Genomic DNA, 17,269 nt, shown 5'->3' with positions numbered 1-17,269 from the left:
AAGTATTTCGCGTCGTACCGCACAGCCCTTGTGAGGTAGACAGACAGGAGGATTTGCACTTGCCTGTGAATTTAGACAACAAATAACATAGAATCGAAAACGAAAATGAATGCATACATTAGTGAATGGAGGTGGGGGAAATGAGTTGGTTTGAAAGGGTAGAAACCAGACCCGTATGGAAAGAGTGTGATTTTCTCTTTTTTCTTGCACGAGATAATATAAAACAATATGCTACATCTGTACTTTTGCAAGAAGCGCTTCAGTACATTCGCGGAAATTATAGCCGATTAAAGGTACGCAATGTTGTTTTGTTACAGGATGGAAGGGTTATAGCTACCTATGCTGTACAGGGTGCTGAAAACTTACAGCCGCCTGTACACAGGTTCAATATGTCGTACTTATATGGTGGAGACAAGGCGTTATATAGACAATATGTAGAGAATACAAAAGGAGTATTACGTGTAGTGTCTCCTAGCTATTTTGATTTAGATGACAATGGAAATTTAGTGATTACGCCTTACGTTGATCCTGCTTTTATAAAGGATATGCATAGGCAAAATATAAAGGTTGTACCGTTTGTAAGCAATCATTGGGATCAAGAAAAAGGGAAAAGGGCATTGGAAAACCGTCATAAACTAGCCGATGATATCGCAAATTTCATGCAAGCTACCCATTTAGATGGGGTCAATGTAGACATAGAAAATGTGACAGAGGAAGAGCGGGAGATTTACACCGATTTTGTGAAATTACTCAGAAATAAGGTGCCAATAAATAAAGAAGTATCGGTAGCTGTTGTGGCAAATCCAAACGAATGGAATACAGGCTGGCATGGTTCTAATGACTATGCTAATCTTCATAAGTATAGTGACTATTTAATGATTATGGCATACGATGAGAGTTATCAAGGAGGCCCGGAAGGCCCGATTGCAAGCTACCCTTGGGTGGAAAAGTCCATCCAATATGCACTCAAGCAGGGAGTTCCTAGTGATAAAATCGTGTTAGGGTTACCATTCTTCGGAAGGTATTGGATGGAAGGGGAAGAAAGCGGAGGAAATGGAATTGTTAATAAAGCTATTATTGGGCTAGTTTCCAAATATAATGGTATTGTTGATTTTGATGAGGAAACAAAGTCTGCTAAAGCAACTGTAATGATTACAAATCTAGAAACTTTAAATGGAAGGGTTTTATCACCTGGCACGTATCATTTTTGGTATGATAATCTAGACTCTATAAAAGCCAAGATGGAACTGGTCAAAAAATATAGGTTAAAAGGAACAGGAAGTTGGAAGCTAGGTGATGAAGACCGGGCTATTTGGGATGACAGCACCCTTTGGACAGGCGAGGAACATCCGATGCTGCCGCCATCAAAGAGTAAATAAATTTGCAGGTGGTGTGTTCCGAGGAGGAGTGTATTGAAATGAAGCTCGTTAAAATTGATCGAGGATGTTTTTAAAATGAGAATTATATCCCTTATATTTGATAAACCAAAGCACTGTCGGCATAATTGCAGACAGTGCTTTGATGTTTTAGGCTACTTTCGTTTGTTTAGTTCTTTTCATTTTTCTGCGAAGTTTCATGAGTGTTTCATACACAATAGGAACAACGAGCAGTGTTAACAGTGTAGAACTTGTTAATCCACCTATAACTGTTACACCAAGACCTTTGGAGATCAAACCGCCGCCTTCGAATCCTAAAGCTAATGGAATAAGCGCTCCTATAGTAGCAAGTGCTGTCATTAAGATTGGACGAAGACGAATTGCTCCGGCTTCAAGCAGGGCTTCTCTTGTAGATAAACCTGCTTGTTCGTTGTGGATTACACGATCGATTAGTACAATGGCATTCGTAACAACGATACCGATTAACATCAATGCTCCAATGAGAGCAGAAATACTGATCGTTTCCTGTGCAATGAATAAAGCAACTAATCCGCCGATGATGGTGAATGGCAGTGAGAAAAGAATGGCAAAAGGTGCAAGACCGCCGCCGAATGTGATTACAAGGATAAAGTATACTATCGCAATAGCTGCAAGCATAGCTAAACCAAGTTGAGTAAACGATTCGTTAATTTGTTCTGCTACGCCGCCAAATGAGATGCTCGTAGTAGAAGGGATATCCAATTTATCGACTTTCTTTTTTAAATCTGCAGATGCTTTGCTGACATCGTCTGTCTTAATTTCTGCAGATACTTGTGCGTACAGTTTTCCATCTCGGCGTGTAACTGTATTTGGAGATTTGCCTTCCTTCACTGTGACTACATCTTTAAGAGGCACCTCAAAGCCTAATGGAGATTGAATGGTTTTGTTTTCTAAATCAGCGATTGTACTATATTCGTTTTTCTTTGTTTCTATATACACATTTAATTCTTTACCATCTTCTTTGATTGTTGTAATAGCCTGTGGCTGACCTGTATTGATAAGGGCCATTCCTACTTGGCCTGCAGTCAGACCGAGTTTGCTCAATTTTTCTTGATCGGCTACAAGTGTGTATTGGTCATAGGATTCAGAAATACTGGAATCAATGTTTGTAAACGCATCATCTTTCTTTAAAATATCCATGACATCGGAAACGATCGGCTGAATTTCTTCTATGCTGTCTCCGTATACGTATAGAGTAGTCGCATTACTGCTTCCTGCTCCACTTACATCTTGATAGCCCCACTCGCCTTGAGAAGACATTTTGTCTAAGTCTTTTAATACTCGTTCTTGTTCGTCTGCAAAATTTTCTGTGTCATCTTTGTACCTTACAAAGAATAACAGTTGGTTTGTGGCTGCAGGGTTCATAGGGTTGCTGCCGCCAATAGAATATTGGATAGTTTCTACATCTTTCTTATCTTGGAAATAACTTTCCGCTTGTGTTGCTGTATCTTGTACTTCTTCTGATTTTTCACCAGGTGCAGGGCTGTACGTAGCCACAATCATTTTCTCTTGATCAGAAGGAATAAAGCTTACCCCAATCAAAGGAACTAAAAAGAAGCTTCCTATTAACAAAAGGACTGCTAGGCTGAATGTTAGTATTTTATGGTTCAGGGACCAATTCAATACTTTTTTATATCCGCCTGCAAGCTTGCCAGGTTTTTCGGCATGATTATTTTTATGAGATATTCCTTTACGGAATAAAGAGTGTGCCAGCATCGGTACAACTGTGATAGCAACTACTAGAGATGCTAACAAGGCAAATACTATAGTTAATGCAAAAGGTAAGAACATCTCACCAACAGGACCTGTTACTAGTCCAAGTGGTAAAAATACTGCAATGGTTACGATAGTAGATGATAAAATTGGGATGAACATCTGTTTTGTTGCTTCACGAATTAACTCTCTTCCTGTGAGCTTTTCGGTAGACAGAGACATCCTTCTGTAAATGTTTTCAATAACTACGATAGAGTCATCTACAACACGCCCAATTGCTACGGTCATAGCGCCCAACGTCATAATATTTAATGAAATATCCATTTGCTTCAACAGCAAAATAGCAATTAGTAGTGACAATGGAATAGAGATAATCGAAATAATTGTTGATTTAAAATCTCGTAAAAACAACAGAATGATAATGACTGCAAAGACTGCTCCGACTAATGCTTTGTTCAGCATTGTACTTACAGATTCTTCAATCGGTTTTCCTTGGTCGAAGGTCGGAATGAGTTTCAGTCCTTTAAAATCCTTCTGTATCGTATCAATTTTATCTTTCACTTTGTTTACAACATCTACGGTATTAGCATCGGCACTCTTTACAACTTGAATGGCAATAGATTCTTCGCCGTTCGTTCTTGAAATGGATTCCGCTTTTCCGATTACCTTTACATCTGCGACATCCTTCAATGTTACAGTTGGAATGCCTTTAGGAGCTGCTATACCTTGGGTGGATTGAGCCCCTTGAGTCCCAGCAGCAGAAGGTGTAACCGGAATACTTATATTTTTTAGGTCTTCCATCGTCGTAATGTTACCGTCTACTACTACTGTTTTTTCTTTATCGTTAAAAGTATATAATCCTGCTGGGATAGAAACAGCAGAGCCTTTAATAATGTTTTGGACAGTATCTGCGCTCAATCCATATTTGTTTAATTCATCTTGTTTGAAGGAGAGCTGTACTTCTTGCATATACTGACCTGCGATATCTACAGAAGAAACGCCTTCAAGACCTTCCAATTGAGGGACAACTTCTTTGTCTACTAATTTTGTTAGTTCTGCCAGTGATTTTGATTTATCCGTTACACTGAAAGTAATAACAGGAAATGCGTTAAAGCTGATACGGGAAACAGCAGGACTTTGCACTCCGTCCGGCAAATTAATTTTTCCTACCGCTTCTTTTGCTTCTGTTAATGCTTTATCCATATCTTTGCTATAATTGTATTCAATTTGAATGGAAGAAGCATTGGCAAACGAATAAGAGCTGACAACATCAACACCCGGTAAGTTTTTTACCCGTTGCTCTATTGGTTCTGTAACTTTATCCGCAACTTCTTGCGGGGCTGCTCCCGGATAAATGGTCGTAATCGTAACGGAAGGTATAGTAATATCCGGTAAAGTTTCCAACTTCATATTTGTGCCGGCATACAGGCCTGCAATTGTAACAATGATAGTAAGCAACCAAACAGCCAGCTTATTTTTTAACGCGAAGTTAATAACACCTTTCAATTTTTTCACTCCTTTGACTAATAGTTCGAATGTGATATGACTGATTGGTCATTCTATTATGTACTATAAAGCAACGTGTCCATAAAGGCAATATAGTAATGATAAGTTTACTTATAGTAAATATTTGGGACTTCCGTTTTATATTGAGAAAGAACGGATGGATATGTTTTGTGAAATCGGTTATCATTATAATAAATGACCGTTCAGTCACATTGTGTAATTCAGTTTTCTGTAGTATGTGTAAAAGTAGAGATAGGAATAGCTTTAAAAGTTAAGAAACATAAATAAATGAAATATAAGGTGAGAGTTATGAATGAACGCAAGAAGATCATTATAGAAACGGCAATGAAGCTATTTGGACAAAAAGGGTACCATTCTACTTCGATTCAAGAGATTGCTGAAAAAAGCGGAATTTCGAAAGGGTCGGTGTATAATTATTTTACTTCTAAGGAAGACCTTATGTTGTCCATCTTTAAGTATTATTATGAATCCATTTCTAGCAAAATGTTAAATATAGAGCAAAACGAAACGGTAAGCTCAAAAGAAGCATTAGTTAAACAAATTACTCTTCAGTTTACAGAGTTTTCCGCACATCGAGAGTTTATTCATATGAACATGGGAGAAAAGAGCATCCTTATACATGAAGAGCTTCGTAATTTTATTTTTAAGATGAGAGCGGAAAGTCTAAATTGGTATTGCAAGCGATTGGTGGAGGTATATGGTGAAGCTGTTTCTCCGTTTGTACTGGATTGTGCAACCATGTTAAACGGCATAATCGGTGAATACTTCCTCTATATTGTCGTAGATCAAGAAGAACTGGACTTTGCTTATCTCGCTTCGTTTATTGTGAGGCGTTTAGATGGTATCGTGCAAAGTCTTGCTATAGAGAAGCAGCCAGTATTGCGTAAAGAAATGCTAAGTCCGTACTTGAATCTTGGGGATGAAGAAAAGAAGGTTTTTAGGGCAATTACAGAGATGAAAGAGAAATTAGCAGATATATCTTATGACCAGAAAAAGATAAAGCAAGTGTGCTCCTCTTTAGAAGAATTGGAGAATGAATTGAAGGAAAAAGAAGAACCGCGCGAATATATTGTGGAAGGTTTGCTTTTATATATAAAAAACCAAGAAATTCAAGAAATTCAAGGAGATATTGAATTACTAGAAAGTTCTATAAAAAGACAATTGTAATTTGGAGGGAGATTTGACACCCGCCCTTAATAAATGGTATAAACATAAATATATGAATAAATGAGCATTGAAAGGTCATAGTAGTGGACATTTCCCTGTTACAGAGAGCTGGTGGTTGGTGCAAACCAGTACATAAATGGTCATGAAATACAGCCTGGAGCATCTTTCTTCAATCGTGCAGAGAGGGGAAAGACGGTGAATAGCCGTTATTGCAATGAAGTGGTGAGTTTTCACAATTAGGGTGGTACCGCGATAATCCATCGTCCCTTGTTTTTCAAGGGGCGATTTTTATTTGGGAAAAAGGAGTGAAACAGATGGATATTTTACAGGATTTAGAGTTCCGTGGTTTGATTAATCAGCAAACGGATGCGGAAGGTTTAAAAGAGTTATTAGAAAAAGAAATGGTGAAATTATACTGTGGCTTTGATCCAACAGCTGACAGCTTGCATATTGGGCATATGCTGCCTATTTTAATTTTACGTCGCTTTCAGCAAGCAGGTCACCAGCCTATTGCCCTTGTGGGCGGAGGAACAGGTTTAATCGGGGATCCGAGTGGTAAAAAAGCCGAACGCCAATTAAATGAAAAAGAAACAGTTGCGATGTTTAGTCAACGCATTAAGGAGCAGCTTTCTTGCTTCTTAGATTTCGAAAGTGAAACAAATCCAGCTATTATTGCGAACAACTATGATTGGATTGGCTCTTTAGATTTAATCACATTTTTACGTGATATCGGAAAAAACTTCGGGTTAAACTATATGCTGGCAAAGGATTCTGTTGCATCTCGTTTGGAAACAGGAATTTCCTTTACGGAATTTAGCTACATGATTTTGCAGTCTTACGATTTCTTAAATTTATATCAAACATACGGATGCAAGCTGCAGGTCGGCGGAAGCGATCAATGGGGCAACATTACAGCGGGTATGGAATTAATTCGTAAATCAGAAGAGGATGCAAAAGCATTTGGTTTGACTGTGCCGCTTGTAACGAAAGCGGATGGTACAAAATTTGGTAAAACAGAAGGCGGTGCAATTTGGCTGGATGCGGAGAAAACCACTCCATACGAATTCTACCAATTCTGGATTAATGCAGATGACCGTGATGTAATGAAATATTTAAAATACTTCACATTTTTATCTCATGAAGAAATTAATGCATTAGAACAAGGAGTAAAGGAAGCTCCTGAAAAGCGCGAAGCACAAAAAGCATTGGCTGCTGAAATGACAAAGTTGGTTCATGGTGAGGATGCTTTGCACCAAGCAATTAAGATTTCACAAGCATTGTTCAGCGGCTCTGTTGCTGAATTGACGGCGGAAGAAATTAAGCAAGGCTTTAAAGATGTTCCTTCCTTCACGCATGAAGGAGAAGATGAAGTTGGTTTAATTGATTTATTAGTGAATAGCAAAATTTCCCCGTCTAAGCGTCAAGCTCGTGAGGATATTGCAAACGGTGCTATTTACGTAAATGGTGAGCGAACACAAGATGTGAGTCGTACATTGACGAAAGCAGACCGTATTGAGGGGCAATTTACAATTATTCGCCGCGGGAAGAAGAAATATTATTTAATTAAGTACTAAAAATAAGAAAAAGCGTAAGTTGTGTTCTTACGCTTTTTTATTTAGATAAGGAAGAGGATAAAAATATGAATGCAAAAGACTGGTTTAATGCGTATGTGTTGAATCCCGATAAGCTGGTATCACTTAGCGGAATCGTGTTAAAAGTAATTGTTATTTTCATTATTGCAAGAGTCATCATCCGTTTTGCTAATATGGCTATTGAAAAGATGTTCTATCTTCGCTCTAAAGCCCCGATGCGCAATAGTGAACGAAGAGATGCAACACTCGTGAAGCTATGTCAAAGTATTGTTATGTATGTGACTTATTTTGTTACTATTGTTACAGCTTTGGAGGCATTTGGGATTGATATGCGCGCATTATTGGCTGGAGTGAGTGTTGCTGGACTGGCTATTGGCTTTGGTGCACAAAATTTAGTAAAGGACGTTGTAACAGGGTTCTTTATTATTTTTGAAGATCAATTTTCAGTAGGAGACAGAGTGAAAGTGAATGATATACAAGGGACGGTTGAGGATGTTGGTCTGAGAACGACAAAACTGCGCGGTGCAGATGGAGAATTTTATTTCTTTGCAAACAGTACAATTACAAAAGTAGCAAACTTTACACTTGGTGAGCAAGTAAAGAGAGCGGAGGAGTAAAATAAACAGACAAGTATCATCCGATACTTGTCTGTTTATTTATTTGAGGACTTCTTTTACTCGGCCGACTTGCCCATCCTGCAGCCTCACTTTAATGCCGTGGGGATGAAAACTAGATTTTGTCAGAATATCCTTTACAATTCCATTTGTTGTTTTTCCTGTCTTTTGGTCTGCTTTTAACACAATACTAACAGATAGGCCAGGAGAAATATTTGTACGATATTGTCCGTTCATCTATATGCCAGTCCGTCTGCGCTGGTTATTTGTTTTCTTGGTCTGCTGACTTTTCATTCCTTTGACCGCACCGTTAGAGTGACCTGTGGTTTTTCCTGTTGCATTTCCTTGCTTTTTACTGGCCAGCTTTTGTCTCATTACTTCCTCTAAGCTTATTTTCTTTTTTTCTGGTGAGTTTGCATTTTGTGCATTTTTTTCTATATCTGACATGTAAGGAAGTCTCCTTTTCGTTTAACGAATTTATCTTGTTAAATTAGTATAATACAAAAAATGGCTGATATAAAGTCCATAGCCGTCAAGTTAAGAAAAATACATAATTCTTATTTCGATAAGGCACTTTTTTGTAAAGGAACCATGAATGGACGTCTCCTTTTGTTGAACCAGATTTAGAGTCTCCTATGATCGAGTGTGTCGAACAAAGACGTCTTCGCTTCATGGATAATTTGAAAGACATGTTTCACAACTGTAAATCATAATTATTGCAGTAGGACTATCAGTAAAGGAAGACAAAAGTTTCAATACCAATTACGTGCTGGGAATTATGACATTAATGTTTTCAGATGATGAATGAAGAAATTCTTGTTATGAAGCTGGCCAAATTAATCGGATGTGTGGTTAGGTAGCGTTACGTTTCATTTGCAGGAAATGTATTCTTAAATGCCGAATTTTTAATAAACAGTTTGGCAATCTATGATTTTCTCCATCTAGACTATACTATAATTGGGACAGATAGCAATAAACCTCATGATGTCCTTACCACTTTATGTACTCACTACTCCAAACGCTCTATTCCATTCGTTTATACGAATTCGGAATCGGCGAAAATAACCAAGTACGCTTCAAATACTTTTCTCGTTCTTAAAATATTATTCATTAACAGGTTCGCTCTTTGAACTAAAAAATAGGAGCGGATATTATTGCAAATTCACACGATAGGGGGCGTTCAAACATCACTTTCCGTTAATTAGAAATGAGTTTAATCATTAATGAGTGGAGAGGTACGCTGGATTTGAGCAATCTGTTTGAAACTCACGAACTTATTTGCTAGTTGTTCAACTACTATCCTGTTGGACTCAAGTGAGGAGGAGGTCTATGTCAACTTATTTAATAACTGGCGGTGCTGGTTTTATTGGGTCGCATCTTTGTGAATTTCTTTGTAAAAATGGACATAGAGTTATTAATATCGATAATTTCTCTGATTTATATGATTATCGGATTAAGATTCAGAATATTATGTATTTTTTTGGAGCGGATAAGGAATTTAATTTTTGTAATAAAGAGGAGGATTTAAAAAAACTGCCGGACATTGTTAACGGTCCCTTGTATCGCCTTGAAGTAATCGACATTCGAGATTCAATGTCGATGGAGCGGATTTTTCAAGAAGAAAAGATTGACGCTGTTATTCATTTGGCTGCGATGCCGGGCGTTAGGGCATCAATCGAACAGCCTTTGCTGTTTGAAGATGTCAATGTAAGAGGCACTCTCCATTTATTAGAATTAATGAAGAAGTATGGGATAAAAAAGTGGGTTTGCGCTTCCTCGTCTTCTGTTTATGGAAACAACCGCAAAGTACCTTTTTCTGAATCAGATTCCGTTGGGACTCCAATCTCGTTGTACGCAGCAACAAAGAGAAACTGCGAACTAATGGGATATACGTATTACCATTTGTTTAATATCGATACTGTTATGCTACGGTTTTTTACGGTTTATGGCGAACGTCAACGTCCTGACCTTGCTATTCATAAATTTACACGCATGATTGATGAAGGAATCGGTATCCCATTTTATGGCGATGGTTCCACGAAAAGAGATTATACGTATGTAGGCGATATCGTTGATGGTATACAGAAAGCTCTTCGTTATGTGGAGCAGAACGAAGAGGTGTACGAAATTATTAATTTGGGTGGACATCATACGGTATCTTTGCAATGTCTTGTGGAGACACTGGAGGAACAATTAGGGAAAAAGGCAATTATCAATGAACTTCCTATGCAGCCTGGTGATATGGATCAAACATGTGCTGATAATCGAAAGGCGCAAGATTTGATAGGCTTCGAACCTAAAACTGCATTTCACGAAGGGATTATTAACTTTATTAATTGGTTTAGAGGTGAACGTTATGTTGGAACTATCAGTTGTCGTCCCTGTGTACAACGAGAAAGATAATTTAAGAAATCTTCATACAGCAATAACAGAGGCATTGGATGGGCGTATTGAGGACTTTGAAATCATAATTGTCAACGATGGCAGCACGGATGGAGGAGATGTGCAGCTGGATCGCATGTCTGAATTAGACTCGAGGTTAAAGGTTATTCATTTTGAAAACAATTGTGGTCAAACAGCGGCAATATATGCTGGTTTAAGGAGAGCGAAAGGACGGTATATCGCATTGATTGATGGTGATTTGCAAACGGATCCTAACGATATCCTTAAATTAATGCATTATATGAATGAGTACGATTTTGTGAATGGAATGAGAGTGAAAAGACAGGATACAGGATTAAGAAAAGTTTCTTCAAAAGTAGGAAACGGTGTACGAAATTGGATTACTGGCGATGATATTCGGGATACAGGCTGCCCAATGAAGCTGCTCAAAAGGGAAGTGGCGCAAAGCTTTGTTCTTTATGAAGGGTTTCATAGATTTTTGCCTACACTCGCTAGAATGAATGGATTTAATGTGACTGAAGTTGCTGTCCATCACAAAGAAAGAGAGTTCGGGGTATCCAAATACGGCGTTTTGAATCGTGCCTTTGTAGGTTTAATGGATGCAATCACAATTGGCTGGCTAAGAAAAAGAATGGTTCGTTATAAAGTCAGGGGTGAATAACGCATGTGGAGGATGGAGACTAAGGAGCTGTTGTGGATCACTTTTGGTATGATTGGTCAAATTATGTTTACTGGGAGATTTGTTGTACAATGGATTGCTAGCGAAAAGGCTAAGGAAAGCATCGTAACCCGCTCATTTTGGATTTTCAGTATATGGGGGAGTAGTATGCTTTCGATATATGCAATATACCGGAAAGACCCTGTATTTATATTGGGGCAAGCTCCGGGTATTTTTATATACGCGAGAAATTTAATCCTTATGAAAAATAAGGAGCAAAGGGATGAGAATGTGACGCTGGAAGTGAATAAAAATCAATATGAAAACATGTAACTAAATTTCGCTTCATACAAGGTAACTTCTTAAATGGTAGCCGATATATAGGATGTGGGAGAGTATTCTTCTTAATAAAAAATGAGCCCGATGCCAAAGGCATCGGACTCATTTTTTATTAACGAGAGTAGAACTCTACGATTAATGCTTCGTTGATTTCTGCTGCTAATTCAGAGCGCTCTGGTAAGCGAGTGAATGTAGCTTCTAACTTGTCAGCATCGAAAGTTAGGTATTCAGGAACGAAGTTGTTCACTTCTAAAGCTTCTTTAACTGAAGCAAGGTTCATGGATTTTTCACGAACGCTGATTTTTTGGCCAGGCTTCATGCGGTAAGATGGGATATCTACGCGGCTGCCATCTACTAAGATATGACCGTGGTTTACTAATTGACGAGCTCCGCGACGAGTGCGAGCTAATCCCATACGGTATACTAGGTTGTCTAGACGAGATTCTAAAAGAATCATGAAGTTTTCACCGTGTTTACCAGCCATTTTGCCAGCTATATCAAATGTACGACGGAATTGACGCTCATTCACACCGTAAGTGTGACGAAGCTTTTGCTTCTCTTGTAATTGTAAACCGTACTCAGATAATTTTTTACGTTGGTTAGGACCGTGTTGTCCAGGTGCGTAAGGACGCTTTTCTAATTCTTTGCCAGTACCGCTTAAAGAGATACCAAGGCGGCGAGATAATTTCCAAGATGGACCAGTATAACGAGCCATGATGACTCCTCCTTGTGTTTTTATTTTTGTAAAATAAAAACAGACGCGAGCAACTTCGGTTATGGGTATTTTGTTTTCATGCACCATCGCTCCAGCAGCAAGGAGTTACTCGATGCACCTCAAATGAGGAACAAAATACAAGCATAAGCGTGTTCTCAAAGGCTGCATATTTTACACAAAAGCTATTATACGTCTTTTAAAAACTATAGTCAATATTTTATCCACTCCTTTTTATTCCAAAAGCTTTTCGACAAGTAGCAGGACTTTTTGTGAAAGAATGGAATGTTTGATAAAGAACAAAAAGAAAGCGCTTTCAATGTAATTGTGGAGGAGGAAAAGTTTGATGGAAAAGGCCTTACAAATGATGAAAGAAAAGCAGATGGAAACGATGTTGATTCATGAAGGGTATGATACTAACAATTATCATGGCAGTTTAACACCGCCGTTATTTCAAACATCCACCTATACATTTGCAACTGCAGAACAAGGAGCAAGAAGCTTTAGCGGAGAGGAAAATCATTATATTTACTCTCGGCTTGGAAATCCCACTGTACACTTGTTAGAACAGCGGATGGCAAGACTTGAGCAAGGAGAAAGCGCACTAGCTTTCGGATCTGGAATGGCTGCGGTTTCTACTGCTTTGCTTACGCTGCTTAAAGCGGGGGATCATATCGTGTGTTCCAAAGGAATTTATGGGTGCACCTACGGATTATTGGAAATGTGGGAAGAAAAATTCCATATTACTCATACCCTCTGTGATATGGATTCAGAAGAAGAGCTTTTACAAGCCATAAAAAGCAACACCGCCGTTGTTTTTGTGGAAACTCCGATTAATCCAACGATGAAGTTGATTGATTTGGAGCTTGTTGTGAAGGCAGCAAAACAAAAAGGAGTTTATGTAGTAGTAGATAATACATTTTGTTCTCCCTATTTGCAAAGACCATTAGCTATTGGCTGTGATGTAGTTGTACACAGTGCGACGAAGTATATAGGCGGGCATGGTGACGTGATAGCAGGCATTGTTGTTTGTAAGGATAAAGCATTAGGGGAGAGGATGAACCCAGTAAGAAAAGATACAGGAGGCGTGATGGCGCCCTTTGATGCATGGTTATTACTGCGCGGGTTAAAAACGCTGGCTGTACGTATGGACCGACACTCTGAAAATGCAGAAAAAATTGTACAGTTTTTAAAAGGGCATAGCAAGGTTGAGAGAGTATTTTATCCATTTGATGAAGATAATCCGAGCTTTTCAATTGCGAAAAAACAGATGCGACAAGGCGGCGGGGTAATTTCTTTTACTATTAAGGGAGGAAAAGAACAAGCACAAGAAATCGCAAACCGTTTGCAAATGATTCACATTGCTGTCAGTCTTGGAGATACAGAAACACTCATTCAACATCCGGCGACGATGACGCACGCAGTTGTACCAAAGCATATACGGGAGCAAATGGGGATTACAGATAATTTACTTCGCCTCTCAGTAGGGTTGGAGGCTTGGGAGGATATTGCAGAGGATCTGCGTAGAGCCTTGGTATAAGGAGAAAGAATCTCCTAGTTATATGCAGAGGCTGTGACACCCTTATCAAGTGTCAAATTATATAACAAGAGAACGGACTACAGAAAAAGTTCATACTTTTTATCATGTAAAAAGCGGCTAAAGCCGCTTTTTTACATTTGTTGGATTAATACTTCTACAAATTTTTCTAAATACATTTGATCGACTTGATCGAAGCGATTTTTGTTCGGACTATCAATATCAAGTACGCCAATTACTTTGCCATCTTTTATCATTGGGACAACAATTTCAGAGTTCGATGCCGCATCGCACGCGATGTGACCAGGAAACTGATGTACATCAGCAACGAGTTGGGTAGTTCCAGTTTCTGCTGCTGTACCGCATACACCTCTTCCGAACGGAATACGTACGCAGGCTGGTAAGCCTTGGAATGGCCCAAGCACCAATTGGCTGCCTTCTGTTAAATAAAAGCCGACCCAGTTTATATCCTCTAAAAACTGATTAAGAAGAGAGGAAGCATTTGCTAAGTTTGCAATTGTATTTGGTTCATCCGCAATTAATGCTTGTAATTGTCGAATGACAGTTTCGAAATTTTTTTCTCGTGATTGATTGTAGGATTGTGTTGTAAACACGAAAATCACCATTCCTTTTCGATATGTGTAAATTTATAGCAAAAAACCATGCATTTCAAGTGACTTTGTCGATAGAAAGTTAAAGGAATCTGTCACAAAAGTCAAGAATTTAAATTATAAGAACTAGCTGAGGAGAGGGTGAATCAAATGATGGGTGCGAAATCTGTAACAAAACAAAAGATTATAGAGGCAGCTATATCGTTGTTTAATACAAAAGGGTATGACGGAACGTCGGTACGAGATATTGCTAAAACAGCGAAGATGAATGCGGCTAATATTTCTTATTACTTTTCTAGTAAACAAGGGCTGCTCGAGTATCTCATCACAGACTTTTTAGAAGGATACACCCATATATTGGAGCGGACGTTTGAAAAAGCAGACACGCTGTCGTCAAAGGAAATGCTCCTCATTATTGTTCGTGATATTATTGCATATCAATCAAATCACCGCCAACTCACTCGTTTTTTTTATCGGGAGATTTCACTTGACAGCATTCTCATAAGGGAAATTATGACAACGTACTTAATGCGTGAAAAATATTTTTTTAAAACAATAATGCAAATGGGAATAAAAGCAGGAGAATTTCGTAATACTCCTTTCCCGATTTTTATGGTGCAATTAAAAGGGATGTTGAACATTCCGTATCTATATCCGCAATATATCGCCGAAGTGCTGCATGTTTTACCTTCCGATTCTTATTTTACAGCAAAATATACAAAAGAACTTGAAGAATGGATTGAACAGCATGTTTGTGTGTCCGCAGCAACATCGTTTGAAGATAAGCTTCCCGCTGTTCTTTCTGTATGGAAATAAAGGTATGAAGCACACCTTCGGTATAAGCCGGAGGATTTGTTTTTTTTAGACAGGAGAGAGCGTATAGTATATATTTTACCCTTTACTGCATTTGTAAAAAAATATAAAAAATTAGGTCAAAAACGGTGCAAGACGTGGTATCATTAATACATTACTGTTAATTAAACTAACACTTCCTTTTGGAAGTTGGTATAGAGTAGCTGGATAAAAATACAATACAGATGTTATTACATAAAATTGCATTTTTTATTGAGGGGAAGTTATAGTTTTTATCCCCAAGAACGGTTTGATGCAAGGACTGTACGCTGCATACAAATTAGGGAAGAGCTGCAGTGAAAATATAAAAAAATGCCTTCCAGAAAGTGGGACGGACGTATACATAAAAAAGAGGAGGGCCTTGGATGGATTCTGTGTTGATGACCATTATTTTACTAGTCAGTACTGTTATAGTACTTCTCATAGCACAACTTGTTTTTCGAAATCGTTTATTTCAAAGAGTCCAAAGCTTGCAAGAGTGGAAGCAGGATATCAAAGGACGCCCTGTAGCAGATCAATTAAAAAAGGTTAAGGCATTAAATGTAACAGGACAAGCAGAGGAGCTGTTTGAATCCTGGAGAGAAAGCTGGGATGAAGTTGCGGCTGTCACGATTCCCAAAGTAGAAATAGCATTGAAGTCTGCAGACGGGCATATTGCACAATTCAAGTTTGGAAGAGCGAAAGAAGAAATAGGGATTGCGACTGGTATATTGGAAGAAACGGATGGGAAAATTCAAGAGATTTTATCGGAATTGCAAGAGCTTGTAGAAACTCATGAGAAAAATAGTATGGAAATAGAAGAAATTCGTACTACATACAGAGATATAAAGAAAACTGTATTGGCACACCGGCATTCATTTAGCCTTGCTGAAGAAAAGCTGGAAGAAACAATGGATGCATTCCATGAAAGATTTCAAGCATATGAAGAAGCAGTGGGGAATGGAAACTACTTAGATGCGCAAAAAATTGTGAATGACCTTGAAGAACGAATGAAGTATTTACAATTACTGATTGTTGAAATTCCGGAACTTCAGGTAGAATGTCAGACGAACATTCCGGTACAGCTGGAAGATTTGCTGGCGGGGCATGAAGAAATGAAAAAGCAGGGTTATGTTCTTGATCATTTGGAGATTCCAAAAGAGGCTGCAGTCATGGATGCGATAATTCGCAGCTGTTTGTTGCACATAAAAGAGCTTGAAATAACGAAAGCAAAGCAACAGGTGGCTGAATTAAAAGAAAAAATGGATATGCTATACGGGCAACTTGAAACAGAAGTTACTTCTAAGCATCAGGTAAGCAAAGAAGTAGCAGACTTGAATGAAGTAATAGATACAGTACGTGAAGAAGTGCTGCAAACAAAGGAAGAAACGCAATTTGTGAAGCAAAGCTACGAATTGAGCGATAAGGATGTAGAAATTCAAAAGTTTATTGAAAAGCAAATTAGTGTTTTGATTAAGCGGTTTGAGATGATTCAAATTCGGATTGCAGAACAGGATATAGCATTTTCTGTTATTCGAGAAGAGCTAGAGGATATTCGCCAGCAAATTACAGCAATAGCAGAGTCTCATAAAAATTATAAAGGCATGCTCCAAACGCTACGCAAAGAGGAATTGACAGCACGCGATTCTCTTGGTGAGATGCGCAAGCAAATGGTGGAAATGAGACGTAGTCTTCAAAAATCCAATTTACCGGGATTGCCTGAAGAATGCATACAAAAATTGTACGAAGCACAGACAGCTATTCATACCGTATACGTACAATTAGAAATGAAGCCTCTAAATATGGCGACTGTTAACAAAGTACTAGAGGAAGCAACGCTACTAATAGACCTTACGTATAAAGAAACAATAGAGCTTGTTGAGTTAGGCTATTTAGTGGAAAAGGCTATCCAGTATGGTAATAGATACCGCAGTCAAAATATGCAGATGGCAAAGGAATTGGAGAAAGCGGAAGAGTTATTCCGCGGCTATGACTATACAGGTGCATTTGAGCAAATTGCAGCAACACTCGAAAAAGCAGAACCAGGAGTTATACAGAAGATCAAAGAATTGGCTATGACGTAGTATAGAAGAACGCTGGGTATGAACTCCCAGCGTTTTTGTTTTGGGTTCAATATGTATTTCCTGAAT

At 38.5% G+C, this 17,269-nt stretch carries 15 protein-coding genes and 1 other annotated feature; of the genes, 10 read left to right on the top strand and 5 right to left on the bottom strand.

Annotated elements, in window-relative coordinates; all coding sequences use genetic code 11:
* Positions 1–140: 140 nt before the first annotated feature.
* Positions 141–1,379, top strand: a complete 1,239-nt coding sequence (locus J7Q84_RS16255) for a glycosyl hydrolase family 18 protein (RefSeq protein WP_247739327.1) — start codon at positions 141–143, stop codon at positions 1,377–1,379.
* A 147-nt stretch (positions 1,380–1,526) separates the two neighbouring features.
* Here J7Q84_RS16255 and J7Q84_RS16250 read toward each other — a convergent pair whose 3' ends face one another.
* Positions 1,527–4,634 carry an efflux RND transporter permease subunit gene (locus J7Q84_RS16250; protein ID WP_209096035.1) on the bottom strand — a complete coding sequence of 1,036 codons (3,108 nt, stop codon included), beginning with the start codon at positions 4,632–4,634 and terminating at the stop codon, positions 1,527–1,529.
* Positions 4,635–4,943: 309 nt separating this feature from the next.
* Here J7Q84_RS16250 and J7Q84_RS16245 point away from each other — a divergent pair, with 309 nt between their 5' ends.
* The 3 genes from J7Q84_RS16245 (at position 4,944) to J7Q84_RS16235 (ending at position 8,031) form a co-directional block, all read left to right on the top strand.
* Positions 4,944–5,822, top strand: a complete 879-nt coding sequence (locus J7Q84_RS16245) for a TetR/AcrR family transcriptional regulator (protein ID WP_209096033.1) — start codon at positions 4,944–4,946, stop codon at positions 5,820–5,822.
* A gap of 58 nt (positions 5,823–5,880) precedes the next feature.
* Positions 5,881–6,093: a binding site (T-box leader), on the top strand.
* Positions 6,094–6,136: 43 nt separating this feature from the next.
* Positions 6,137–7,396, top strand: coding sequence for a tyrosine--tRNA ligase (tyrS, locus tag J7Q84_RS16240; protein WP_209096031.1), 1,260 nt, complete (start codon positions 6,137–6,139; stop codon positions 7,394–7,396).
* 65 nt (positions 7,397–7,461) lie between these two features.
* The gene (locus tag J7Q84_RS16235) at positions 7,462–8,031 is read left to right on the top strand and encodes a mechanosensitive ion channel family protein (protein WP_209096029.1); all 570 of its coding nucleotides are present in this window, start codon (positions 7,462–7,464) and stop codon (positions 8,029–8,031) included.
* Between the two features lie 39 nt (positions 8,032–8,070).
* Here J7Q84_RS16235 and J7Q84_RS16230 read toward each other — a convergent pair whose 3' ends face one another.
* Positions 8,071–8,265 (bottom strand): YwbE family protein, encoded by a 195-nt coding sequence (locus tag J7Q84_RS16230; protein ID WP_209096027.1) that lies wholly within the window; start codon positions 8,263–8,265, stop codon positions 8,071–8,073.
* Positions 8,266–8,475 (bottom strand): hypothetical protein, encoded by a 210-nt coding sequence (locus J7Q84_RS16225; RefSeq protein ID WP_209096025.1) that lies wholly within the window; start codon positions 8,473–8,475, stop codon positions 8,266–8,268.
* Positions 8,476–9,357: 882 nt separating this feature from the next.
* Here J7Q84_RS16225 and J7Q84_RS16220 point away from each other — a divergent pair.
* Genes J7Q84_RS16220 through J7Q84_RS16210 form a run of 3 tightly spaced genes read left to right on the top strand, consistent with a single transcriptional unit; the run spans position 9,358 to position 11,422 of the window.
* Positions 9,358–10,431 (top strand): GDP-mannose 4,6-dehydratase, encoded by a 1,074-nt coding sequence (locus J7Q84_RS16220; RefSeq protein ID WP_209096023.1) that lies wholly within the window; start codon positions 9,358–9,360, stop codon positions 10,429–10,431.
* Positions 10,385–11,092 (top strand): glycosyltransferase family 2 protein, encoded by a 708-nt coding sequence (locus tag J7Q84_RS16215; RefSeq protein WP_209096022.1) that lies wholly within the window; start codon positions 10,385–10,387, stop codon positions 11,090–11,092. The genes J7Q84_RS16220 and J7Q84_RS16215 overlap by 47 nt, the downstream gene beginning before the upstream one ends.
* A gap of 3 nt (positions 11,093–11,095) precedes the next feature.
* Complete coding sequence (locus J7Q84_RS16210) at positions 11,096–11,422, top strand: lipid-A-disaccharide synthase N-terminal domain-containing protein (RefSeq protein WP_209096019.1); 327 nt, start codon at positions 11,096–11,098, stop codon at positions 11,420–11,422.
* 118 nt (positions 11,423–11,540) lie between these two features.
* Here the strand turns inward: J7Q84_RS16210 and rpsD are convergent, their stop codons facing one another.
* Entirely contained in the window at positions 11,541–12,143 is a 603-nt protein-coding gene (rpsD, locus tag J7Q84_RS16205; protein WP_209096017.1) for a 30S ribosomal protein S4, read from the bottom strand.
* 364 nt (positions 12,144–12,507) lie between these two features.
* On the opposite strand from rpsD, the gene megL reads away from it, so the two are divergent.
* Positions 12,508–13,680 (top strand): methionine gamma-lyase, encoded by a 1,173-nt coding sequence (gene megL, locus J7Q84_RS16200; RefSeq protein ID WP_209096069.1) that lies wholly within the window; start codon positions 12,508–12,510, stop codon positions 13,678–13,680.
* 131 nt (positions 13,681–13,811) lie between these two features.
* Here the strand turns inward: megL and J7Q84_RS16195 are convergent, their stop codons facing one another.
* Positions 13,812–14,291 carry a GAF domain-containing protein gene (locus J7Q84_RS16195; protein WP_209096015.1) on the bottom strand — a complete coding sequence of 160 codons (480 nt, stop codon included), beginning with the start codon at positions 14,289–14,291 and terminating at the stop codon, positions 13,812–13,814.
* Between the two features lie 150 nt (positions 14,292–14,441).
* Here J7Q84_RS16195 and refZ point away from each other — a divergent pair, with 150 nt between their 5' ends.
* The gene (gene refZ, locus J7Q84_RS16190; RefSeq protein ID WP_481747562.1) at positions 14,442–15,104 is read left to right on the top strand and encodes a forespore capture DNA-binding protein RefZ; all 663 of its coding nucleotides are present in this window, start codon (positions 14,442–14,444) and stop codon (positions 15,102–15,104) included.
* A 401-nt stretch (positions 15,105–15,505) separates the two neighbouring features.
* On the top strand, positions 15,506–17,203 hold the full coding sequence (gene ezrA / locus J7Q84_RS16185) for a septation ring formation regulator EzrA (protein WP_209096011.1): 1,698 nt from the start codon (positions 15,506–15,508) through the stop codon (positions 17,201–17,203).
* Positions 17,204–17,269 lie beyond the last annotated feature (66 nt).

Source organism: Bacillus sp. 165 (genome assembly GCF_017742235.1).
In the GTDB taxonomy this organism is placed as follows: domain Bacteria; phylum Bacillota; class Bacilli; order Bacillales; family Bacillaceae_G; genus JAGHKQ01.
Note: the sequence above shows the minus strand (reverse complement) of the source record. Positions and strands in the feature narration are given on the sequence as shown.